The sequence below is a fragment of the Streptomyces sp. NBC_01618 genome (assembly GCF_045209435.1).
GTDB lineage: Bacteria > Actinomycetota > Actinomycetes > Streptomycetales > Streptomycetaceae > Streptomyces.
The window spans coordinates 5,250,503-5,274,469 of the sequence record NZ_CP109297.1; the positions used below are offsets into that span (position 1 = coordinate 5,250,503).

Annotated in this window: 16 protein-coding genes and 1 pseudogene; 14 read left to right on the plus strand and 3 right to left on the minus strand. The window is 68.9% G+C overall.

The genetic code is table 11. The features are described from left to right. Positions 1–111: 111 nt before the first annotated feature. Positions 112–540 (plus strand): ATP-binding protein, encoded by a 429-nt coding sequence (locus OH735_RS24555; RefSeq protein WP_406383688.1) that lies wholly within the window; start codon positions 112–114, stop codon positions 538–540. A 205-nt stretch (positions 541–745) separates the two neighbouring features. After that, positions 746–3,325, plus strand: a complete 2,580-nt coding sequence (locus OH735_RS24560; protein WP_406386712.1) for a SpoIIE family protein phosphatase — start codon at positions 746–748, stop codon at positions 3,323–3,325. Positions 3,326–3,358: 33 nt separating this feature from the next. Here the strand turns inward: OH735_RS24560 and OH735_RS24565 are convergent, their stop codons facing one another. Continuing rightward, positions 3,359–4,072, minus strand: coding sequence for a PspA/IM30 family protein (locus OH735_RS24565; protein ID WP_406383689.1), 714 nt, complete (start codon positions 4,070–4,072; stop codon positions 3,359–3,361). A 63-nt stretch (positions 4,073–4,135) separates the two neighbouring features. Beyond that, on the minus strand, positions 4,136–6,247 hold the full coding sequence (locus tag OH735_RS24570; protein ID WP_406386713.1) for a TPM domain-containing protein: 2,112 nt from the start codon (positions 6,245–6,247) through the stop codon (positions 4,136–4,138). Between the two features lie 310 nt (positions 6,248–6,557). On the opposite strand from OH735_RS24570, the gene OH735_RS24575 reads away from it, so the two are divergent. Next, positions 6,558–8,231 carry an IS200/IS605 family accessory protein TnpB-related protein gene (locus tag OH735_RS24575; protein ID WP_406383690.1) on the plus strand — a complete coding sequence of 558 codons (1,674 nt, stop codon included), beginning with the start codon at positions 6,558–6,560 and terminating at the stop codon, positions 8,229–8,231. A 5-nt stretch (positions 8,232–8,236) separates the two neighbouring features. Here the strand turns inward: OH735_RS24575 and OH735_RS24580 are convergent. Beyond that, positions 8,237–8,368, minus strand: a pseudogene (locus tag OH735_RS24580) (glycoside hydrolase family 1 protein); the annotation flags it as partial. A gap of 137 nt (positions 8,369–8,505) precedes the next feature. Between OH735_RS24580 and OH735_RS24585 the strand changes: the two are divergent. The 11 genes from OH735_RS24585 (at position 8,506) to OH735_RS24635 (ending at position 23,966) form a co-directional block, all read left to right on the plus strand. Continuing rightward, positions 8,506–8,667, plus strand: coding sequence for an alpha/beta fold hydrolase (locus OH735_RS24585; RefSeq protein ID WP_406386714.1), 162 nt, complete (start codon positions 8,506–8,508; stop codon positions 8,665–8,667). Between the two features lie 365 nt (positions 8,668–9,032). Next, complete coding sequence (locus OH735_RS24590) at positions 9,033–11,174, plus strand: ABC transporter family substrate-binding protein (protein WP_406383691.1); 2,142 nt, start codon at positions 9,033–9,035, stop codon at positions 11,172–11,174. A 546-nt stretch (positions 11,175–11,720) separates the two neighbouring features. Then, complete coding sequence (gene typA, locus OH735_RS24595; RefSeq protein ID WP_406383692.1) at positions 11,721–13,592, plus strand: translational GTPase TypA; 1,872 nt, start codon at positions 11,721–11,723, stop codon at positions 13,590–13,592. Positions 13,593–14,174: 582 nt separating this feature from the next. Beyond that, entirely contained in the window at positions 14,175–15,827 is a 1,653-nt protein-coding gene (locus OH735_RS24600; protein ID WP_406383693.1) for an ABC transporter substrate-binding protein, read from the plus strand. 166 nt (positions 15,828–15,993) lie between these two features. Continuing rightward, a complete protein-coding gene (locus OH735_RS24605; RefSeq protein ID WP_406383694.1) occupies positions 15,994–16,917 on the plus strand; it encodes an ABC transporter permease in 924 nt (307 codons plus the stop codon). Positions 16,918–16,948: 31 nt separating this feature from the next. Then, positions 16,949–17,872 carry an ABC transporter permease gene (locus OH735_RS24610; protein WP_406383695.1) on the plus strand — a complete coding sequence of 308 codons (924 nt, stop codon included), beginning with the start codon at positions 16,949–16,951 and terminating at the stop codon, positions 17,870–17,872. 17 nt (positions 17,873–17,889) lie between these two features. Next, positions 17,890–18,945: an ABC transporter ATP-binding protein gene (locus OH735_RS24615; protein ID WP_406383696.1), complete on the plus strand. Its 1,056-nt coding sequence runs from the start codon at positions 17,890–17,892 to the stop codon at positions 18,943–18,945. Further along, positions 18,938–20,092, plus strand: a complete 1,155-nt coding sequence (locus tag OH735_RS24620) for an ABC transporter ATP-binding protein (RefSeq protein WP_406383697.1) — start codon at positions 18,938–18,940, stop codon at positions 20,090–20,092. The genes OH735_RS24615 and OH735_RS24620 overlap by 8 nt, the downstream gene beginning before the upstream one ends. A 231-nt stretch (positions 20,093–20,323) precedes the next feature. Then, entirely contained in the window at positions 20,324–21,958 is a 1,635-nt protein-coding gene (locus OH735_RS24625) for an ABC transporter substrate-binding protein (RefSeq protein ID WP_406383698.1), read from the plus strand. 117 nt (positions 21,959–22,075) lie between these two features. Next, positions 22,076–22,999, plus strand: coding sequence for an ABC transporter permease (locus tag OH735_RS24630; protein WP_406383699.1), 924 nt, complete (start codon positions 22,076–22,078; stop codon positions 22,997–22,999). Further along, positions 22,992–23,966 (plus strand): ABC transporter permease, encoded by a 975-nt coding sequence (locus tag OH735_RS24635; RefSeq protein WP_406383700.1) that lies wholly within the window; start codon positions 22,992–22,994, stop codon positions 23,964–23,966. Before OH735_RS24630 ends, OH735_RS24635 begins: the two co-directional genes overlap by 8 nt. Position 23,967: the final 1 nt, after the last annotated feature.

Here is a 23,967-nt window from a genome sequence, read left to right on the forward strand (position 1 = left end):
ATACACCCGTACGCCCCACGTGTCGATCGCGGTGATAGTTCGCCCTGAATATCGGGTATGTGCTGATTAACCCCCGTAAAACAGGACACTCTCCGCTGCTGGTCTTGGGAAGTGGTCGGCGTGATCGACACCGAAGGCGATTGCGCCGAGTGGACCTTTCCGGCTGTGCCGGGCGCGGTGCGTTCCGCGCGGCATGCCGTCCATGAGGCGCTGCGCGGCTGGGGGCTCGACGACGCCGTCGGGGACATGACGGTTCTGCTGGTCAGCGAGTTGGTCACCAATTCCCTGCAGTACACGGCGGGCCCCATCGGCGTGCGGCTGCAACGGCCTCATCTCAACGGTGACGCCCCCGCCGCCCACCCCGGACTGCTCGTGGAAGTCTCCGATCCGCTTCCGGATCCGCCCACCGAACGCAGTGCCGGACCCGATGACGAGGGGGGCAGAGGACTGCAGCTGGTGGCCTGTTCCGCACGCCGCTGGGGGACCCGGCGGGGAAAGAGCGGCAAGACGGTGTGGTTCGAGCTGCCCCTGCCTGGTTAGGAGTGGGGTGGGACACACAGCGATCACCAAAGGTCGGTCCGGAGGCCGGACGGAATCTGGCCGAAAGCGACTGAGACCGTGCTGTGATCGTGAACGCCGTGTCGGTTGGGACCATAGTGCTGAATACTGCGGGCAGGACCGGTCCGGTGTGTGAGCTGGAGGGGACGGTCGCGTGAGCGAAATACCTGGGACAGCGGGCGACATTGTGTGGCAGAGCAGCCCGCCTGGCTCGATCTACGACTACATCAGGGTCGCCTCCTTCTCGATCGGGCCCGATGGCCTGATCGAGCAGTGGAGCCGCCGGGCCGCCGGCCTCTTCGGCATTGCCGCGGACAAAGCGGTGGGCATGGATCCGGTCGAGGCGTTCATGCCTGCCGACCTGCGCACGGACGGCCGCCGCCGGATCGGCGAGATCCTCGACGGCAAGGAGTGGACGGGCCTCGTCCCCTTCCGGATACCGGGCGACGACCCGGTGCACGGGCTGGCCGAGATCTATGTGATGCCGAGCGAGACCGGGACCGGGGAACGGGCCGCGCTCTGCATCGTCGTGGACGTCCGCGCGCTGCGCCACATCGAGACGGACCTCGCCGCGTCACAGGCGATATTCGGTCAATCTCCCTTCGGTTTCGTGCTGTTCGGTATGGACCTCACGGTCATCCGCGCCAACGAGCGCTTCGCGACCGTCTTCGGTGGCCGGGCCACCGACCACCGCGGCCGTACGGTCGACGACTACCTCTCCCGCCCCGAGGCGGACCGGCTCACCGCCACGCTGAAGCGCGTCCTGGAGACCGGCTCCTCCGTCACCGACCTCCAGCTCGTCGGCACCGCGCCCGGTGACACCGAGAACCGCCACTGGTCGATGAACCTCTACCGCGTGCACAGCGGATCGGGCCGGCCCATCGGCATCGCCGGACTGGCCACCGACGTGACCCGACGGCACATCGCCGCCCGCGAGGCCGCCAGCGCCCGCCGCAACCTCGCGCTGCTCAACGAGGCCAGTGCCCGCATCGGCAACTCCCTCGACCTGGAGACCACCGCCCGCGAACTCCTCGACGTCGCCGTACCCGGCTTCTGCGACCTCGCCTCCGTCGACCTCTACAAGGGGCTGCTCACCGGCGACGACGCACCGCCCGGCCGCTGGGACTCGCTCCGCCAGGAGTCCTTCGGCGGCTCCGCCGAGCTGCGCCGCGTCGCCCTCGCCAGCGCCGTGTCGGACGGCTTTCCCGCCACCGTCACCGTGCCTGCCCCGGACACCGCCGCATCCGGCATGTGCGCCGGCCGGCCCGCGCTCGGCGCCGTACACCGCTTCCCGTACAACTCGCCCTGTGCCATCGCCCTGCGCACCGGCCATGTCGAGGATGTGCCCGGCGACGACCGGGGCTTCGTCCAGTCCATGCTCGCCGTACCGATGGTCGCCCACGACGCGGTGGTCGGCCTCGTCCAGTTCGCCCGCACCAAGGGCAGCGAACCCTTCGGCGAGCGGGACCGTGCCCTGGCCACCGAACTCGCCGCCCGAGCCGCGGTCTGCATCGACAACGCCCGCCTCTACCGGCGCGAACACGAGCGCGCCCTGATCCTCCAGCGCAGCCTCCTGCCCCCTGGCGACCCCGTCGCCGCGGGCCTCGACATCGCCTGCCGCTACCTCCCCGGCAACACGGCCACCGAGGTCGGCGGCGACTGGTTCGACGTGATCGAACTCCCCGGCCACCGCACCGCCCTCGTCGTCGGCGACGTCATGGGCCGCGGACTGCGTGCCGCCGTGGCCATGGGCGAACTGCGCACCGCCGTACGGACCTTGGCCCTGCTGGACCTGGAACCCGCCGAGGTGCTCTCCGCGCTCGACGAGGTCGCCCGCGGGCTCGGCACGCCCGGCGGCGGCACCTCTTCCTCCTCCGGCGGCTCGGGCGGCGGCGCCCAGTGGCCCTCGCGGGCCGCCCACAAGTCCCGCGAGGCGGACCTCTCCGAGGTGTACCTGGCGACCTGCGTGTACGCGGTCTACGACCCGGTCACCCGGCGGTGCACCTTCGCCAACGCCGGTCATCTCCCCCCGGCCGTCGTAGAGCCGGGCGAGCCGGCCATGCTGCTCGACGTCCCGCCCGGGATGCCGCTCGGCGTCGGCGGCGAACCCTTCGAGGAGGTCGAGGTCGAACTGAAGGAGGGCGCCCTGCTCGCCCTCTACACCGACGGCCTCGTCGAGTCCCGCGACCATCCGCTCGACGAGGGACTGGACGCCCTGCGCGGCGCGCTCGTCGAACCGGGCCGGCCGCTCGAAGACGTCTGCGATCACGTGCTGACCACCCTCGATACCCGGCACGGCGAGGACGACATCGCCCTGCTCATGGCCCGCATCCGGGGGCTGCCGGTGGACGCCGTCGGGGACTGGCGGCTGCCCCGCGAACCCCGCTCCGTCGGCCGCGCCCGCGAACTGGCCCGCGGCCAGCTGCTGGCCTGGGGCCTCGACGATCTGGTGGACACCACCGAACTGCTGGTCAGCGAACTGGTCACCAACGCCCTGCGGTACGGGGAGGGCGAGATCCGGCTCAGGCTGCTGCGCGACCGTACGCTCGTCTGCGAGGTATGGGACGCGGGCCTCGTCCAGCCGCGCCGACGGCGGGCGCGCGACACCGACGAGGGCGGGCGCGGGCTCCAGCTGGTCGGCCTGCTGAGCGTGGGCTGGGGATCCAGGCGGACACCGCGCGGCAAGACCGTCTGGTTCGAACTGGCGCTGCCCGACGGGGAGCCGGCCGCCGAGCCCACGGTCGAGCAGCTGCTGAGCATGTTCTGAGGAGAAGGGGTCAGGAAGCCGCCGGGGCCGTCGTCATGACGCTGTCTTCAGGGCGGCGAGCCGGGCCTCGACCTCGGCGCTGTCGCCCAGGGCGTCCAGCTGCTCGAACTGGGCGTCCAGGGACGACTCGGCGAGCTCCTGCTTGCCCAGCGCCCGCGCCTCCTCGCGCCGCACCTTGTCCTCGAACCGGCTGAGCTCACTGGTCGGGTCGAGTACGTCGATGTTCTTGACGGAGTCCATCATCCGGTTCTGTGCCTGGGCGGACTTGGCGCGTGCGACGAGCTCGTCGCGCTTGGACTTCAGCTCCGTCAGCTTGGTCTTCATCTGATCCAGGCCGGACTTGAGCTTGTCCACCACCGCGGTCTGCGAGGCGATGGTCGGCTCCGCGGTCTTCGCCTCCTTCTCCGACTGGAGTTGACGCCCGAGCGCGACCTTGGCCAGATTGTCGAACTTGTCCGCCTCCACGCCCGCCCCGGCCGCCCGCAGCTCGTCGGCCTTGCGGCTGGCGGCGAGCGCCTTGCCGCCCCACTCCTCGGCCGCCTCGACGTCCTCGCGGTGGTCCTGTTCCATCAGCCGCAGATTGCCGATGGTCGCGGCGATCGCCTGCTCGGCCTCCGAGATGTTGGCCGTGTAGTCGCGGATCAGCTGGTCCAGCATCTTCTGCGGATCCTCCGCCTGATCCAGCAACGCGTTGATGTTGGCCTTCGCCAGTTGGGTGACGCGGCCGAGAATGGTCTGCTTGGTCATGGCGCCTCTCCTGTGGGTGAATGCGTACGTGTGCTGCGTTGAGCCGCGGGCCGTGCCGACCGTTCAGAAGCGGCCGCCGCCGCCCCGCCGGCCGCGCGTGCCCCCACCGCCGAAGCTGCCGGGCCCGCCGCCCCCGCCGAACCCTCCTCCGTACCCCCCGCCGCCGCGGCCGCCCCCGCCGCCCAGGAGCCCGCCGAGGATGATTCCGCCGAGCACCGCGCCGCCGACCCCATCGCCTCCGCCGCCCCGCACATCGCCCGGACCGCCCCGGCCCCCGTACGACCGCACATCCTGCTCGGCCAGGCTCCGGGCCTGCCCGGCCAGCGCGTCCGCCTGCTGCGCCTCGGCCAGCGCGCCCTGCGGATCGTCGCTCCCGGCCAGTGCGCGGGAACGGTCGAGCCGCCGCTGGGCCTCCGCGAGGCGGGTCCGCGCCTGGCTGCCCACGGCCCCGCGGTTGGTGGCGACGTAGTCGGCGGCGGCGGCGATCGCCGAACGCGCGGTGAGCGTCGCCTGGTCCAGGAGGGAACGGGCCCGGCGATCGCCCTGTTCCTGTTCGCGGGCGCCGGCCAGCGCCGCGTCGAGCACCGTGTCCGCCTCCTCCACCCTGCGCAGCGCGTCGATGGGGTCGTACGGACCGGACCGCAGTTCCTCCCGCACATCTGCGAGCACCGACTCCGCACGGGCGATCCGTCCCCGCAGGTCCGCCGTCGGGACCCCCGCCCCGGTGCCTTCGAGCAGTCCGCCCGCATCGGCCAGTTCGGTCTCCATCCCGGTGAGGGCGGCGGGCAGCCGGCCCGCCGCCTCCGCGAGTTCCCCGCTGCGCCGGTCCACGGCGTCGACGAGGGTCGTCGCCTGGTCGACGGCGCCCTCGGCGGCCCGTACGTACACCGCTGCCGCGGCGTTGTCGCCGCCGTCCACCGACTGCCGGGCCCGGTTGAGGGCGGAGGTGGCGAAGACGAGCCGGTCCTTGGCCTGTTCGACGGCTCCGGCGACGGGCGCGGCGGCCGACTCCGCGTACCGGCCGCGCATCGCGATCAGGGCGGCCTCGGCGGTGGAGACGCGGCCGGCGAGGCTACGGAAGGCGGTCTCGGCCGTGGCCAGGACCTGCGGAGCGTTGCGTTCCAGGGCGCGCAGCCGGTCGAAGTCCTCGGACACGGCGTCGAGGCGGGAGTCGGCGTCCGTGCAGCGGCTGATGATTTCGTCCAGCATCCGGCGCCGCGTCGCATCGTCCTCGGGAAAGGCGTCGTCCAGTTGCTGGCGCAACCGGAACGCGGCGGTCAGCTCGCCCTTCGCGTAGCCGACGGCCTCCGTGAACGGGGCCGCGGCCTCCTCCCCGAACTGGGCGGTGGCGAAGCCCAGTTCCTCCTCGCTGGTGCGCACCGCGTCATCGGTTTCCACCAGCGTCTCCTTCGCCCGGGCATCGAGCTCCGGCAAGGGAGTCGGCTGCCGCGGCCCGCCCGGTCCGGCTGAAGCCGGTCCCCAGCCGGTCGCACCGGGCGTGGTGCGGGTCGTGGCCCGCTTCCTGCGCCGGGTGTACGCATAGGCGGCGACCACTGCCGCCCCGCCGACGACGACCACCGGAAGAATCAGGTCCACGGCGCTCGTCCCGCCGGAAGTCCCGGTTTCGGGATCGGGGGCGCCGGGCGTGAGCGTCGGCGTGGGCACGGCCTTGCCGGCCAGTACGGCGGAGTATCCGTTCGCGGCGCCGATCGCCGCGCCGGCCCAGTCGTGTTTCCGGAGCGCGGGCTCGACGGCCGTGCTCGCCACGTCCTGGAGCTGGGCGTCGGTGAGGCGTGAGCCCTGTTCGACGGTGTAGGCGTACTGCCGGACGTGGGTGGCGACGGCGAGCAGGACGTCGTCGCGGCCGAGGCCGTTCCGGTCGGCCGTCGCATCGGCCCAGCTCTGCGCGGACCGGCCGGAGAAGTCCCGTACATACACGACGAAGAGCTGGATGCGGCGTTCGTCGTACAGCCGGTCGAGTGCTGCCGCGACCTGGTCCTTGCGCTCGCCGAGCGCCCCCACCCGGTCGGTGATCTGCCCGTCCCGGGACAGGGTGACGGGATCGTCGGCGCGAGCGGTCGGTGCGGCGGGCAGGGCCAGCCAGCACACCGCCAACAGCACGGTGAGAAGGGCCCGGCCCGGTATCGGTATCCGGGTACGGCTCACGAGCGGCATCACGTTTGTGAGGCTATGTCCACCCTCGGTGACCCGCGACCCGGCGACCGGGCGCGGAACCAGGGGGGCGGAACCGGGCGTGGAACGGGGGCGATGCCGTTCATACTGCGACGGCACACCGCAGGACTCAGGGGGTTGTGAGCTGCTGTCGGTTTGTTGAGCTGAAGTGAGTTTTAGTGAGCAGGAGTGGGTCCTGTCGGCGGCTTCATGGGGTGGGAACGGGGGTTCTGGGGCCGAATGGGTGACCTTGGCGGCTGGTGCTCGTTGGGCTGGGTAGCGGGTGTCCGGTCTCGTGGGAGGGGGTGTTGTGGTGGGTGGTGTGCGGGAGCTGGCGGCGCCGTTCGTGGTGCCCGGGCCGTGCGGGGTGGCGGTCCGGGACCGTCTCAAGCACCTCACGCCCCAGGACGAGAAGGTTCTGCGTGCTGTCGGTGAGCATCAGGGGCGTCTGGCTTCCCGTGATCTCAGGGCCCGTTGCGCGGATGGGTTGGATCACGGCGCGGAGGCCTGGGCGTCGCGTAAGCGGGACCTGACCGGGGTGTCGTCGTCGCGGATCGCCGGTGCGATCACCAAGGCCACGCATGATCAGTGGGCGCAGGCCCGGCGTTGCCAGGCGGCGTATGTCCGGACGTTGGAGGCCGGGATCGGGACGCTGCGGCATCGCCTGTCCCTCCCGGTCGGCGCGAGGGGAACGAAGCGGGCAGCCGGTGGCTACCGTTCCAAGGGTGAGTGGTTCCACAAGTCCCGCCGTCTCGCGGCGTTGGAGGCGCGGCATGCTGCTGCGGTCCGTGACCGGCAGGCCGGACGTGTCCGGGTCGTGCGGGGCGGCAAACGCCTTCTCAACACTCGCCACCACCTCGCCGACGCCCACCTCACCGAGGAACAGTGGCGAGAACGCTGGGAGGCGGAACGCTGGTTCGTCGCCGCCGACGGCGAGTCGGGGAAGCGGTTCGGGAACGAAACGATCCGTGTCACCCCGGACGGCGAGGTCAGCATCAAGCTGCCCGCCCCGCTCGCGCACCTGGCCAACGCCCCTCATGGCCGGTACACCCTCACCTCGACCGTGGCGTTTGCGCACCGGGGGCAGGAGTGGGCCGACCGCATCGCCGCGAACCGGTCCGTCGCCTACCGCATCCACCTCGACGTGGATCGTGGCCGCTGGTACCTCACCGCGTCCTGGCAACGCCCCGTCGTGAAGACCATCCCGCTGGCCACCGCCCGCGCCCGCGCCCGGGGCATGATCGGCGTCGACACCAACGCCGACCACTTCGCCGCCTACCAGCTCGACCCGCATGGCAACCCCGTCGGCGACCCACGCCGCTTCCCCTACGACCTGTCCGGCACCACCACCCATCGCGACGCACAGATCCGCCACGCCCTGACCCGCCTGATCAACTGGGCCAAGCAGGCCGGTGTTACCGCGATCGCCATCGAAGACCTCGACTTCACCACCGAGAAGACCCGCGAGAAGCACGGCCGCAGGAAACGGTTCCGGCAGCTGATCTCCGGCATCCCGACGGGGAAGCTCAAGGCCCGGCTGGTCTCCATGGCCGCCGAACACGGCCTGAGTATCGTCGCGGTCGATCCCGCCTACACCTCGATGTGGGGTGCCCAGCACTGGCAGAAGCCACTGGCCACCCCGCACCGCAGAATGTCCCGTCATGATGCCGCCGGTATCGCGATCGGACGACGCGCCCTTGGACACCCGGTCCGGGATGGGGTATCCCCTGCTCGAACGGAGTTGAGAGCTTGGGGAAGGACGGCACCGCCCCCACACGACCGGAGTGATCGTGTGGGGCATCGGACCGCCCAGGCCGGGCCAGGTGTACGGGGGCGTGACGGAACCCGCCCACCCGCAACGGACCACGCCCCTGGAGGCGTGCCGCCGAACGGGACGCGAAAGCGGGGACCGAGTGCATCCAACACCGTTCGGGATGCGCCCAGTACACATCAGTGGGTCCAGGACCCACTCATACACACTGGCTAGGAACGGTAGTACTCCCACTGCGTGAGGGTGCGCTCGACACCGTCCGCCGTGGGGATGGGTCCTTCGGGACCGATCTTGGTCCAGGTGTAGGACTGCAGCCCGATCCAGTCGTCGCCGCGGGCGGCCTCGATGAAGAGCGCTCGACAACCACTACCTTGCTCGTCCGGGCGCGGACGAGATTCAACTGCACCTCTTTCTGGACTACGCGAGCAACGTCGAGCTCTATCCCGCGTTCCAGGAGTACTTCTGAACCCATCGGCCACCGCTGCTGGCCATCTGGGGCCGCAACGACCCGTTCTTCCTGCCCGCTGGTGCCGAAGCCTTCAAGCGTGACATCCCCGGCGCCAACGTCCGACTGCTGGACACGGGCCACTTCGCGCTCGAGACGCACACGGGTGAGATCGCCGCGGCCATCCGCGGATTCCTCACGGACTGACCGCGCGGTCCGGACCAGGGTGCGGACCAGGTCGTCGAGGCAGTCCTGAATGGCCGTCAATTCCTCGTGCAGTGACATGACTTGCTCTCACTTCCGCAGTCGCGGTTGGTCATGTTCATGCGCCTGAGAGTGTCGCGCGTCACACCCCTGTTGGGAAGGGTGCGGGCCCTTCCGGTCTCCCAGGGGCCCGCTCCGCCGCACGGGTGACGTTCGGGAGGGGCTGCGCCGTGTCTGCGCCGCCTCTCGCGCGGGGGCGCCTTCAGTGGAGGGACGGAATCGGTGTGATCAACTGCATATGCCACTAAACAGCACAATCCGGTCCACCCCGGTGCGGGTGGACCGGGCCGGCCTCGGAGGTATCAGCCATGTCCCACGTCGGCGTCCCGCGGGGGACGGCCCGAAAGCGCCGCTCGCTCGCGCTCCTCACGACGGGTGTGCTGACGCTCCCCGTGCTGGCCGGCTGCACCTTTGACGACAGCGACACCACCGCCGCCGCAGCCCCTCAGGACATCGCGGTCGCGGCCCGGGACCTGGTCGCGGCGGGCGGTACGGCCACCTGGGCGATCGATGCCGTGCCCGCCACTCTCAACGTCTTCCAGGCCGACGCCGACGCCGCGACCACCCGCATCACCGGCGCCCTGCTGCCGACGCTCTTCCCGCTGGACGCCCAGGGCAGGCCGCAACTCGACACGGACTATCTGGAGTCCGCGAAGGTGGTCGAGCGCGAGCCCAGGCAGGTGGTGCTCTACCGGATCAACCAGCGGGCGGTGTGGAGCGACGGCCGGGCGATCGAGGCGGCGGACTTCGTCGCCCAGTGGCGGGCGCTGAACGGCAAGGACTCGGCGTACTGGACCGCCCGCAACGCCGGCTACGACCGGATCGAGAAGATCGAGCGCGGCGCCGACGAGCAGGAGGTACGGGTCACCTTCGCCAAGCCGTACGCGGACTGGCGCTCGCTCTTCTCCCCGCTGTACCCGAAGGAGGTGACCGGCACCCCGGGCACCTTCAACGACGGGGCGCGGACCACCCTCAAGGCCACCGCGGGACCGTTCCGGCTGCGCGGCGTGGACGCGCAGACCGGCGAGGTCACGCTGGAGCGCAATCCGCGCTGGTGGGGGAGGTCGGCCAAGCTCGACACGCTGGTCTTCCGGGCCGTCAAGCCGCAGGACCGTACCCAGGCGCTGACCGAGGGGAAGGTCGACGTCGCGGACATCGACGCCGCCGCGGCGCAGCGCATCGTCCAGGCGGGCCGCGACAAGGGCGGGAACGGGCAGCCGCTCGCCCAGGGCCCAGGATCCGGGACCGGCCCGGCCGCCGCGCTGCGCTCCTGGGCCGAGGCGCACGGCTCGGACGAGAAGGCCGCGGCGGCCGCGCAGGCGGCCAGGGAGAAGAACCGGACCGCCGCCCAGGCGTACGCGGCCGAGCAGGGCAAGCTGCGCGCGTACGTGGTCCGCAAGTCGCTGGAGCCCGCCTACACCCAGCTCGCGCTGAACGGCGAGTCCGGGCCGCTCGCCGACGACCGGGTACGCCGGGCGGTGGCCCGGGCCCTGAACCGCCAGGAGCTCGCCGACACCGTACTGAAACCCCTCGGCCTGCCCGCCGCACCGCTCGGCAGCCACGTGGCCCTGGCCGGGCAGCCGGCGTACAAGGACAGCAGCGGCGCACTCGGCGGGCACGACACCGACGAGGCGCGGGCGCTGCTGGCCGACGCGGGCTGGACGCGGGAGGGCGCGATCAAGAAATTGGACGGCACCAAGGCGGGCAGCGAGGCCAAGAAGAAGGGCGCGAAGGACAAGGACGCCACCGCCGGGAAGGACGACAAGGCGGCCACGCCCGAGAAGCAGGGCAAGCCCGACAAGGGGCCGGGCGGCGCCACCGGTGCGTACGCCCCCGCGGGCACCGCGGCCCCCGCCCAGGCCCCCGACGCGCGCCGCGGCCCGCTCGGCAAGGACGGCAAGACGCTGACCCTGCGCTTCGTCCTGCCGTCCGGTCCCGGCTCGGAGCCGCTGCGTGCCGTCGGGGACAAGATCTCGGCGATGCTCGATTCGATCGGCATCGGTACGTCGATCACCAAGGTCGCCGACGACAGCTACTTCAAGGACCACATCGCCTCCGGCGACTACGACCTGGCCCTGTACTCCTGGCCCGCCACCGCCTACCCGGCGACCGACGACCGCCCGATCTTCGCGAAGCCGGTACCCGCCACCGACGGCTCGCTGCTGGTCGAGCAGAACTACACCCGCGTCGGCACGGACCACATCGACCAGCTCTTCGACCAGGCGGCCGCGGAGCTCGACGAGGGGGCCGCCCGGGATCTGATGAAGCAGGCGGACGCCCGGATCTGGGCCGCCGCCGGATCGATTCCGCTTTACCAGCGCCCGCAGCTCGTGGCGACGAACAGAAAGCTGGCGAACGTCGGCGCCTTCGGCTTCGGGGCACCCCACTACCAGGACATCGGCTTCAAGAAGCCGCAGTCCGCCGGAGCCCCGGCAGGCAAGAAGAAGTAGCAGGTCAGAACGGAACCGGAAGCTCAGAACTGACTCAAGTCCCTTGCCCGCCGGACTCCCCGGCGGGCAAGGCCGGTGCAACGTGGACCCGAGCCGATTGCCTCCCATACTCCCCCTACGGGATCTTGCGGAGCCCCACGGATCCCCCCACGGATCCCCCCACGGATCCCCCCACGGATCCCCCCACGGATCCCCCCACGGATCCCCCCACGGATCCCCCCACGGATCCCCCCACGGATCCCCCCACGAATCCCCCCACGGATCCCTCCGCATCCCCCTTTTTCCCGCCCTCAGCAGCCCCTTTTCACACCCTGCGCACCCACCCGGCGCAGTCCGGGCACCGAGGCGGGCAACGAGGTAAGGACTGCCGAATTCCGGTTGAAGAGTGGCTGAAGAGCGGTCTCGCGGATCGGGCCGGGAAGCCCCGGACGCGCCAGCCCCGTACCATGGGGGGTAGCCGTGGCGCGTCCGCCCGGCGGGCGTACGAGGACCCGAGAGCGACTGAGACGCCTGATCCCACGATCCGAGAGAAGCGCAAGCCACCCAATGCCCACGCGCCACGACATCCGTAACGTAGCCATCGTCGCCCACGTCGACCACGGCAAGACCACGCTGGTCGACGCCATGCTGAGGCAGGCCGGCACCTTCGCCGCGCACGCCGCCGAGAACCTCGACGAACGCATGATGGACTCGAACGACCTGGAGCGTGAGAAGGGCATCACGATCCTCGCCAAGAACACGGCGGTGAAGTATCACCCCAAGGACGGCGGGGACCCGATCACGATCAACATCATCGACACCCCCGGCCACGCCGACTTCGGCGGCGAGGTCGAGCGCGGTCTGTCGATGGTGGACGCGGTCGTGCTGCTCGTCGACGCCTCCGAGGGCCCGCTCCCGCAGACCCGCTTCGTGCTGCGCAAGGCGCTCTCCGCGAAGATGCCGGTGATCCTCTGCATCAACAAGACGGACCGCCCCGACTCCCGGATCGCCGAGGTCGTCGACGAGACGTACGACCTGTTCCTGGACCTGGACGCGGACGAGGACCAGATCGAGTTCCCGATCGTCTACGCCTGCGCCCGTGACGGCGTCGCCTCGCTGACCAAGCCGGAGGACGGCATGGTTCCGCCGGACAGCGACAGCCTGGAGCCGTTCTTCAACACGATCCTGGCGCACGTCCCGGCCCCGGAGTACGACGACGAGGCCCCGCTGCAGGCCCACGTCACCAACCTGGACGCCGACAACTTCCTCGGCCGTATCGCGCTCTGCCGCGTCGAGCAGGGCGAGCTGCGCAAGGGCCAGAACGTCACCTGGATCAAGCGCGACGGCACGATGTCCAACGTCCGCATCACCGAGCTCATGATGACCGAGGCGCTCACCCGCAAGCCGGCCGAGAAGGCGGGCCCGGGCGACATCTGCGCCATCGCCGGTATCCCGGACATCATGATCGGCGAGACCCTGGCCGACCCCGAGAACCCGATCGCGCTGCCGCTGATCACGGTCGACGAGCCGGCCATCTCGATGACCATCGGTACGAACACCTCGCCGCTCGTCGGCAAGGGCGGCAAGGGCCACAAGGTCACCGCCCGCCAGGTGAAGGACCGCCTCGACCGCGAGCTGATCGGTAACGTCTCGCTCCGCGTCCTGGACACCGAGCGTCCCGACGCCTGGGAGGTCCAGGGCCGCGGCGAGCTCGCGCTGGCCATCCTCGTCGAGCAGATGCGCCGCGAGGGCTTCGAGCTCACGGTCGGCAAGCCGGAGGTCGTCACCAAGCAGGTCGACGGCAAGACGCACGAGCCGATCGAGCGCATGACGATCGACTCCCCCGAGGAGCACCTCGGCGCGATCACCCAGCTGATGGCGACCCGCAAGGGCCGTATGGAGACCATGACGAACCACGGTTCGGGCTGGGTCCGCATGGAGTGGATCGTCCCGTCCCGCGGCCTGATCGGCTTCCGTACGGAGTTCCTGACGCAGACCCGCGGCACGGGCATCGCGCACTCCATCTTCGAGGGCCACGAGCCGTGGTTCGGCGAGCTGCGCACCCGTCACAACGGCTCGCTGGTCGCCGACCGCGCGGGCTCCGTGACGCCGTTCGCGATGGTCAACCTCCAGGAGCGCGGTGTCATCTTCACCGAGGCCGGCACCGAGGTCTACGAGGGCATGATCGTCGGCGAGAACTCCCGCGCCGACGACATGGACGTGAACATCACCAAGGAGAAGAAGCTCACCAACATGCGTGCGGCTTCCGCGGACACCACGGAGAACGTGGTGCCGGCCCGCAAGCTCTCCCTGGAGCAGTCCCTGGAGTTCTGCCGCGAGGACGAGTGCATCGAGGTGACCCCGGAGACGGTCCGTATCCGCAAGGTCGTCCTGGACCAGAAGGAGCGCGGCCGCGCCGCTTCGCGCGCCAAGCGCTGACCCGCGCACCCTCGCCCGGTCACCTGAGGCCCGGCCTCCCGCACACCGTGCGGGAGGCCGGGCCTCTGTGGTGAGGCGGGAGCAGCACCGCGACGGACGAGCTCACGAAGACGGTCCGGTACCGGTTCTACGCGGGTAGGCTCAAGTGCGTCGGGGTACTTGCAGGGATACCTGTGCGACCGGGGCGCCGAGTGGATCGAGCAGGCGCAAGGCGCGGTGATGTGAGCGTGCCGTCCCTCGGATGCGCAACCCGTATTTGTGAGCCGAGTGTCCGGTTATCGGGCGTCGCTCTCCGGAACATGTATCAACGGTCCGTTTCGGGGGTGTCTGTCTGGGATCGCTTTGTCCGTATTTCGGGTCTACGCGTGCGATTGATGTTGTCAAAACGAGACCCTTTAAGTGTGGTTTACAGCCCGGCTGTACTTAATAGTTGGCTCGATGAGCTCGGGTCAATGGGTCACGCACTGTGGGGAGTGCCGACTCACGAGCACACTCGGGTACTTGGGTGTCATTGCCGTCAGGGGTGTCGGCAAACGGCCAAGGCCCTTCTGGTAGATCAGTGGACTCATGAGGAGGAAACCCATGCGTGGTGCCAAGAGCGCCAAGTGGGTCGCGGGAGCGGCAATCATCGCCCTGGCTGCGACCGCTTGCGGTGGCGGGGACGGCGACAAGAAGGACGACGCCGGAAAGGGGGCAGGCGGCGGCACGTTCCGTATGGGCATCACCGAGCCGGTCTCCATCGACCCGGTGAACGCCCAGGAGTCCGAGGGCATGGTCGTCGCCCGGGCCCTCTTCACCCAGCTGTACGACGTGTCCACGGACGGCAAGCTCATTCCGAAGCTTGCCGAGTCCGGCACGTCGGAGGACGGCAAGTCCTGGACGTTCAAGATCAAGGCCGGCACGAAGTTCACCAACGGTGAGGTCGTCGACGCCGAGTCGTTCATCCGTGGCTGGACCCGTGTCGCCGCGAAGGCCTCGGCCTCCGACGTCTCGTACCACATGGCCGGCATCAAGGGCTACGACGACCTGAAGGGCGGCAAGAGCGACAAGTTCGCCGGCCTGTCCGCTCCGGACGCCAACACCCTCAAGGTCGAGCTGACCGAGCCGGACTTCGAGTTCGACAAGAAGACCGCCCACGCGGCCTTCAGCCCGGTCCCGAAGGTCGCCGGCGCCGGTGACAACAAGTCGTTCAACGACGCCCCGATCGGCAACGGCGCCTTCAAGATGCAGGGCTCCTGGCAGCACAACGGCTCGATCACCGTCGTCCGCAACGACGACTACGGCCTGACCAAGGCCAAGCTGGACAAGGTCGAGTTCAAGATCCTGAACCCGGCCAACGGCTCCCAGCTCGAGTACACGGGCTTCCAGTCGGGCCAGTTCGACTACGCCCGTATGCCCACCCCGCAGCTCCCGGTCGCCAAGGCCAAGTACGAGCCGCAGGGCCAGTGGTACTCGGCCGAGTTCTCCGGCATCAACTACCTGGTCGTCTTCAACCAGACCAAGCCGCTGAACAACGTCGACGCGCGCAAGGCGATCTCGTACGCGATCGACCGCGAGGCCATCGCCAAGTCCGTCTTCCAGGGCATGATGAAGCCGGCCACCGCGTTCCTCCCGCCGTCCTTCGGCGACACCTACGTGGCCGATGTCTGCACCTCCTGCGTCAAGCAGGACAAGGCCAAGGCCAAGGAACTCGCCGCGAAGGGCGGCCTGAAGCCGGGTACGACCATCAACTTCGGCTACAACACCGGCGCCGGCCACGAGGAGTGGGTGCAGGCCATCGCGGCCCAGCTGAAGGACGTCCTCGGCCTCAACGTCAAGCTGGACGGCAAGCCGTTCAAGGAGGCCCTGGCCGCTCAGCAGGAGAAGAGCGCCAACGGTCTGTGGCGTTCGGCGTGGACCGCCGACTACCCGACCGCGGACAACTTCCTCTCCCCGCTGCTGAGCACCGCCGGCATCGGTGAGGACAAGGCGACCGGCAAGGCGCAGGGCGACAACCGTGGCCGCCACTCGAACCCGGCGTTCGACAAGCTGCTCGACCAGGCCCGCTCCGAGAAGGACGCCGCCAAGCGTGCCGACCTGTACAAGCAGGCCGAGAAGATCGCCATCGACACCGACCAGGGTGTCATTCCGCTGTGGCAGCGCAGTGGGTACCGTCTGGTGAACAACAAGAAGTTCAACAACATCAAGATGGACTTCTTCGAGGACCCGACTCTCGCGGAGATCTCGGCCAAGTAAGAGCCTCCTCCAGCAGATAGGCGAAGGCCGTGGAGTCGGAGTAACTTCTTCGGTTTCCACGGCCTTCGCTCCGTCCCGGGCGCACCCCCTACCAGCGCCCGGCAGCGGCCGCTCTCCCGATCGGATGACGCCGCCCACCCCACGCTCAGTATGTGAAGGAGGCATCGTGGGCAGATATGTGATCCGCCGGCTCGGGCAGATGATCGTCGTCCTCTTCGGTGCGACCGTTGTTCTCTTCTGCTGCCTGTTCATCCTGCCCGGCGACCCCGTGGGTTCGCTCGGTGGTGACAAGGCTCGCGACCCGGCCGTCGTGGCCGAACTCCGGGAGCGCTACGGTCTCAACGACCCGCTGCCGGTGCAGTACGGCCACTTCGTCCAGAACCTGGCCAAGGGCGACCTCGGTGAGGACTTCACCCAGCGTCGCCCGGTGACCGAGATCCTGAAGCCGAAGCTCGCGAACACCGCCGAGCTGGCTGTCACGGCCATCATCATCGACATCGCGATCGGCGTCTTCGCCGGTCTGATCGCCGCGTTGTTCAGATACTCGTTCTGGGACGTGCTGATCACTCTGCTGACCACGCTGGCCGTCGGATTCCCATCCTTCATCATCGGTATGGTGCTGCAGAAGTTCTTCGTGGTGGACCTCCAGTGGTTCCCACTGATCTCCGACGGCTCCTTCAACTCCCTGATCCTGCCCGCCTTCACACTGGCGATCCTGGACGCGGCACTGGTGGCGAGACTCATGCGCGGCACCATGCTCGAGGTGCTGCGGGCCGACTACGTCAAGACGGCCGTCGCCAAGGGTCTGCCCCGGCGGACGGTGCTCGTCAAGCATGTGATGCGCAACTCGATCATCCCGGTCGTCACCTACCTCGGCATCTCCTTCGGCGGCCTGCTCGGCGGTGCGCTCATCACCGAGGCGATCTTCAACTGGGACGGCATCGGGCTGGCGCTGGTCCAGGCGGTTCAGCAGCAGAACAACCCGATCATCATCGGCGTGGTGACCTTCGGTGTCGCCGTGTTCGTTCTGCTCAACCTGATCGTCGACCTCTTGTACGCGGTCCTCGACCCGCGCATCCGTCTCGCCTGATCCCAGGCAGCCCGTTCTAGGAGTCACACCCATGACTGAGCTCACCAAGAGCACAGCGGAGGCGGGGACCGCTCAGAAGGCGGCCGCTTCGGCCGAGGCCGAGCCGGCGATCGCCCGCGTCACCCAGTGGGGCGAGATCCGCCATCGCTTCCTGGCCAACAAGCTGGCCGTGGTCGGCCTGGTGCTGATCGGCCTGCTGTTCCTGACCGCCGCGTGCGCACCGCTGCTCGCGCCGTTCGATCCGCTGGCGCAGGACCTCAACAACACCCTGCAGTCGCCGGGCAACGGGCACCTGCTCGGTACCGACGCGCTCGGCCGCGACCAGCTCTCGCGCATCATCTACGGCGCCCGCATCGCCGTGGTGATCGGTCTCGCCTCGATCTTCCTGGCGTGCCTGATCGGCATGATCATCGGTTCCCTCGCCGGGTACTTCGGCAAGGCCACCGACTCGGTTCTGATGCGCATCGCGGACGTCTTCTTCGCCTTCCCGCTGCTGATCGGCGCCATCGTCATCATCATCGCGATGGGCCGCGGCGTCGCCCCGGTGATCATCTCGCTGGGAGTCTTCTCCTGGCCGACGGTCTCCCGACTGCTGCGCAGTTCGATCCTGTCGGTCCGCGAGGCCGACTACGTGCTCGCCGCCCGGGCTCTGGGCGCCAGCACCTCGCGGATCATCATCCGGCACATCATTCCCAACTCCATCGCCGCGGTGATGGCGTACGCCGCCTTCAGTGTCGGCACCGCGATCGTGGCGGAGGCGGCGCTGTCCTTCCTGGGCGTCGGTGTCAGTCCCGAAGTCGCGGAGTGGGGCAACATGCTGGCCTCGGCCCGCGATTTCCTCGGGGTCAAGGACTACCTGTGGGTCTACCCGTCGATCGCCCTGGTCCTCACGGTCCTTGGTTTCGTTTTCGTCGGCGACGGGCTGCGTGACGCCCTTGACCCGAAGCTGCGCTGAGAGGGCGGCACCACTACATGACTACTTCACACGTCACCGCGGAAGTGCCGAACCAGCGCTCCGACGACGCCGAGACGCCTGTGCTCGAAGTGCGCGACCTGCACGTCGAGTTCAAGACCCGCGAGGGCATCGTCAGGGCCGTCAACGGCGTCAACTACGACGTCCGGGCCGGTGAGACGCTCGCCGTGCTCGGCGAGTCCGGCTCCGGCAAGTCCGTGACCGCGCAGGCGATCATGGGCATCCTCGACTCGCCCCCCGGGCGGGTCGCCAAGGGCGAGATCCTCTTCAAGGGGCAGGACATCCTCCAGCTCCCGGAGAGCGAGCGGCGCAAGCTGCGCGGCCCGAAGATGGCGATGATCTTCCAGGACGCGCTCTCCGCGCTGAACCCGGTCTACTCGGTCGGCAACCAGCTGGGCGAGATGTTCCGGGTCCACCAGGGCATGTCCAAGAAGGACGCCAAGGCCAAGGCCATCGAACTGATGGACCGGGTGAAGATCCCGGCCGCCGGCAGCCGGGTCAACGACTACCCGCACCAGTTCTCCGGCGGTATGCGCCAGCGCATCATGATCGCCATGGCGCTGGCCCTGGAGCCCGACCTGATCATCGCGGACGAGCCCACCACGGCGCTCGACGTGACGGTCCAGGCGCAGGTCATGGACCTGCTGGCGGACCTCCAGCGCGAGTACAACATGGGCCTGATCCTGATCACCCACGACCTCGGCGTCGTCGCCGACGTCGCGGACAAGATCGCGGTCATGTACGCGGGCCGGATCGTCGAGCAGTCCCCGATCCACGAGCTGTACAAGCGCCCCGCGCACCCGTACACCCGCGGCCTGCTCGACTCGATCCCGCGGCTCGACCAGAAGGGCCACGAGCTCTACGCGATCAAGGGCCTGCCGCCCAACCTGCTGAAGGCGCCCGCCGGTTGCGCCTTCAACCCGCGCTGTCCCAAGGCGCAGGACATCTGCCGCACCGACGTCCCGGCCCTGCTGCCGGTGACCGAGCCGGACGGCACCGAGCTGGTCGGCCGCGGCAGCGCCTGCCACTTCTGGAAGGAGCAGATCCATGGCTGAGCCCAGCAAGAAGGACGCCGCCGTGGACGACGCCCTCCCCAACGTCACCGAGGTGGAGACGGTCGACGCCGCCACGGAGGCGGAGGCCGTGGCCGCCCTCGACGCGAAGGTGGACCGCGGGGAGCCGATCCTGCAGGTGCGCAACCTGGTCAAGCACTTCCCGCTGACCCAGGGCATCCTGTTCAAGAAGCAGATCGGCGCGGTCAAGGCCGTCGACGGGATCTCCTTCGACCTGTACCAGGGCGAGACGCTCGGCATCGTGGGCGAGTCCGGCTGTGGCAAGTCCACGGTCGCCAAGGTCCTGATGCTCCTGGAGACCGCCACCTCCGGCGAGGTCTTCTACAAGGGCCAGGACATCACCAAGCTGTCCGGCAAGGCCCTCAAGGCCGTCCGCCGCAACATCCAGATGGTGTTCCAGGACCCGTACACCTCGCTCAACCCCCGTATGACGGTGGGCGACATCATCGGCGAGACGTACGAGATCCACCCCGAGGTGGCGCCGAAGGGCGACCGCCGCCGCAGGGTCCAGGAGCTGCTGGACGTCGTCGGGCTCAACCCGGAGTACATCAACCGGTACCCGCACCAGTTCTCCGGCGGCCAGCGCCAGCGCATCGGCATCGCCCGCGGCCTCGCGCTCAACCCGGAGATCATCATCTGCGACGAGCCGGTCTCCGCGCTCGACGTGTCGGTGCAGGCGCAGGTCATCAACCTGATGGAGAAGCTCCAGGACGAGTTCAACCTGTCCTACCTCTTCATCGCGCACGACCTGTCGATCGTCCGGCACATCTCGGACCGGGTCGGTGTCATGTACCTCGGCAAGATGGCCGAGATCGGTACGGACACGGAGATCTACGACCACCCGACGCACCCCTACACCCAGGCGCTGCTGTCGGCGGTCCCGGTCCCCGACCCGGAGGCCCGCGAGGGCCGCGAGCGGATCATCCTCACCGGTGAGGTCCCCTCGCCGGCGAACCCGCCGTCGGGCTGCCGCTTCCGTACGCGGTGCTGGAAGGCCCAGGACAAGTGCGCCACGGAGCTGCCGCTGCTGGCGGTCCCCGAGCGCTTCAGGGGCTCGGACACACCGGCCGCGCACGAGTCGGCCTGCCACTTCGCCGAGGAGAAGGACGTCGTCGGCGCGGCTTCGTAGGACGGCGCGTGCGACCTCCGTCGTACGGCACGTGTGACACGGAAGGCCCGGAACCTGTCGAGGTTCCGGGCCTTTTGCCGTCCTGGGCGGGCGCGACCGTTTCCCGGCCCTGGCCTTGGGGCCACCCGGGTGGTTCCGTGGTGCCCGAATGGGTGGAGTGAATGTGCGCAATGTGATCTATGAGGTGATATTTGACCCCAAGTGAGACGGAGAACTACGAGGAGGCACTCCATGCGCGGAGCCACACAGGCCAAGTGGGCCGCATGTGCGGTGGCCGTCGCCCTGGCGGCGACGGCATGTGGCGGCGGGGGCAGCAGCGGCGGTGGTGGCGGTGGGGCCAATGGAATCGTGAGTTCCTCCTGGGGCGACCCGCAGAACCCCCTCGAACCCGCGAACACCAACGAGGTGCAGGGCGGCAAGGTCCTCGACATGATCTTCCGGGGACTCAAGAAGTACGACCCGAAGACCGGCGCGGCCACGAACGTGCTCGCCGAGAAGATCGACACCAAGGACAACCAGAACTTCACGATCACCGTGAAGGACGGCTGGACCTTCAGCAACGGCGAGAAGGTCACCGCGAAGTCGTTCGTGGACGCCTGGAACTACGGCGCCCTGCTGAAGAACAATCAGAAGAACGCGTACTTCTTCGGTTACATCGACGGATACGACAAGGTCCACCCGAGGACCGGCAGCGCTTTGGCGCACACGCTCTCCGGCCTCAAGCTCGTCAACGACAAGACCTTCACCGTCAAGCTGATGCAGAAGTTCTCGCTGTGGCCCGACACCCTCGGCTACCCGGCGTTCGCCCCGCTGCCCAAGGCCTTCTTCACCGACCACGCCGCCTGGGTGTCCAAGCCGATCGGCAACGGCCCGTACACCATCGACAAGTACACCAAGGGCTCGTCGATGAACCTGCGCAAGTGGGACAAGTACCCCGGGGACGACAAGGCGCAGAACGGTGGCATCGACCTCAAGGTCTACACCGACAACAACACCGCCTACACCGACCTGACGGCCGGCAACCTCGACCTCGTCGACGACGTACCCGCCTCGCAACTGAAGAACGTCAAGGCGGACCTCGGCGACCGGTACATCAACACCCCGGCCGGCATCATCCAGACCATCGCCTTCCCCTTCTACGACAAGAAGTGGGACACCCCCGGCGGCATCAAGGTCCGCCAGGGCCTGTCGATGGCGATCAACCGCGATCAGATCACCAGCCAGATCTTTCAGAAGACCCGCACCCCCGCCTCCGACTGGACCTCCCCGGTCCTCGGCGCGGACGGCGGCTTCAAGGAGGGGCTGTGCGGCGCGCCCTGCGAGTACAACGCGGCGAACGCCAAGAAGCTGATCCAGGAGGGCGGCGGCATCCCCGGTGGCCAGCTCAAGATCTCGTACAACGCGGACACCGGCTCGCACAAGGAGTGGGTCGACGCCGTCTGCATCAGCATCAACAAGGTGATGGGCAACAACAAGGCGTGCGTCGGCGGTCCGGTCGGCACCTTCGCCGACTTCCGCAGCCAGGTCTCCCAGCAGAAGCTGACCGGCGCCTGGCGGGCCGGCTGGCAGATGGACTACCCGCTGATCCAGAACTTCCTGCAGCCGGTGTACTACACCGACGCCTCCTCCAACGACGGCAAGTGGAGCAGCAAGAAGTTCGACGACCTCGTCAACAAGGCCAACGCCGAGTCCGACAAGGCCACGGCGGTCTCGACCTTCCAGGACGCGGAGAAGGTCCTGGTCGAGCAGATGCCCGTCATCCCGCTCTGGTACCAGAACGGCAGCGCCGGCTACTCGGACCGGGTCTCCAATGTGTCGCTGAACCAGTTCAGCGTCCCGGTGTACGAGCAGATCACGGTCAAGTGATCCGTTGAGACCGGGTGGCCGGTGCCAGGGACCAACGCACCGGCCACCCGGCTTCCGCATCCCTCGGCCCGTTACTCCCCAGCCCGAGCCTTTGCCCCGCGACCCCCGGAGCCCTTCATGGGACGTTATGTGATCCGGCGGCTGCTGCAGATGATCCCGGTCTTCTTCGGCGCCACGCTGTTGATCTTCCTCATGGTGAACGTGATGGGCGACCCCATCGCGGGCCTTTGCGGCGAACGCCAGTGCGACCCGGCGACCGCAGCCCGACTCCGCTCGGAATTCGGCCTCGACAAGCCGGTCTGGCAGCAATACGCCACCTACATGGGCAACGTCTTCACCGGCGACTTCGGCACCGCGTTCAACGGGCAGAAGGTCACCGAGCTGATGGGCAGCGCCTTCCCCGTCACCATCCGGCTCACCGTCGTCGCGATCGTCTTCGAAGTCGTCATCGGCATCAGTCTCGGCGTCGTCACCGGTCTGCGCCGGGGCCGCCCCGTCGACACCACCGTGCTCATCCTCACCCTGGTCGTCATCTCCGTCCCGACCTTCGTCACCGGTCTGCTGCTCCAGCTCCTCCTCGGAGTGGAGTGGGGCGTCATCAAACCGTCCGTCTCACCTCAGGCGCCCTTCAACGAGCTTCTCGTCCCGGGACTCGTCCTCGCCTCGGTCTCCCTGGCGTACGTCACCCGGCTCACCCGGACCTCGATCGCCGAGAACGCCCGCGCCGACTACGTCCGTACCGCCGTCGCCAAGGGACTGCCCAGGCGCCGCGTCGTCATCCGGCATCTGCTGCGCAACTCGCTGATCCCCGTCGTCACCTTCATCGGCACGGACGTGGGCGCCCTGATGGGCGGGGCGATCGTCACCGAGCGGATCTTCAACATCCATGGCGTCGGCTACCAGCTCTACCAGGGCATCCTGCGCCAGAACTCCCAGACCGTCGTCGGGTTCGTCACCATTCTGGTCCTCGTGTTCCTGGCGGCGAACCTGATCGTCGACCTGCTGTACGCCGTTCTCGACCCGAGGATCCGCTATGCCTGAGCAGACACCGGACGAGGCGATCTCACCGGCCGGCGCGGGAGGCGTCATGGACCTGGCACTGGAGGAGGGCGCTACCCTCGAAAAGACGCCGGGCGGTCCCGAGGGCACCGGGCCCGCCGAGAAGCCGCGCAGCCTGTGGTCCGACGCCTGGCGGGACCTGCGCCGCAACCCGGTCTTCATCATCTCCGCCCTGATCATCCTCTTCCTGGTGATCATCTCTATCTGGCCGTCGCTGATCGCCGACCAGGATCCCCTGAACTGCGATCTGAGCAAGGCCCAGGAAGGCTCCCAGCCCGGCCACCCCTTCGGCTTCGACGGACAGGGCTGCGACGTCTACACCCGTACCGTCTACGGCGCCAGGAACTCCGTCACCGTCGGCGTCTGCGCCACCCTGGGCGTCTCCCTGCTCGGCGGCTTCCTCGGCGGCCTGGCCGGATTCTTCGGCGGCTGGTGGGACTCCATGCTCTCCCGCCTCACCGATGTCTTCTTCGGCATCCCCGTCGTCCTCGGCGGCCTGGTCTTCCTCTCCGTCGTCACCAGCTCCACCGTCTGGCCGGTGATCGGTTTCATCGTGCTGCTGGGCTGGCCGCAGATCGCCCGCATCGCCCGGGGCTCCGTGATCACCGCCAAGCAGAACGACTACGTACAGGCGGCACGCGCGCTCGGCGCCTCCAACACGCGGATGATGCTGCGCCACATCACCCCGAACGCCATCGCGCCGGTGATCGTCGTCGCGACCATCGCGCTCGGTACGTACATCTCGCTGGAGGCGACCCTCTCGTTCCTCGGCGTCGGCCTGAAACCGCCGGCCGTCTCCTGGGGCATCGACATCTCCGCCGCGTCCCAGTACATCCGCAACGCCCCGCACATGCTGCTCTGGCCCGCCGGTGCGCTGGCGATCACCGTGCTCGCGTTCATCATGCTCGGCGACGCGGTGCGCGACGCCCTCGACCCCAAGCTGCGCTGAG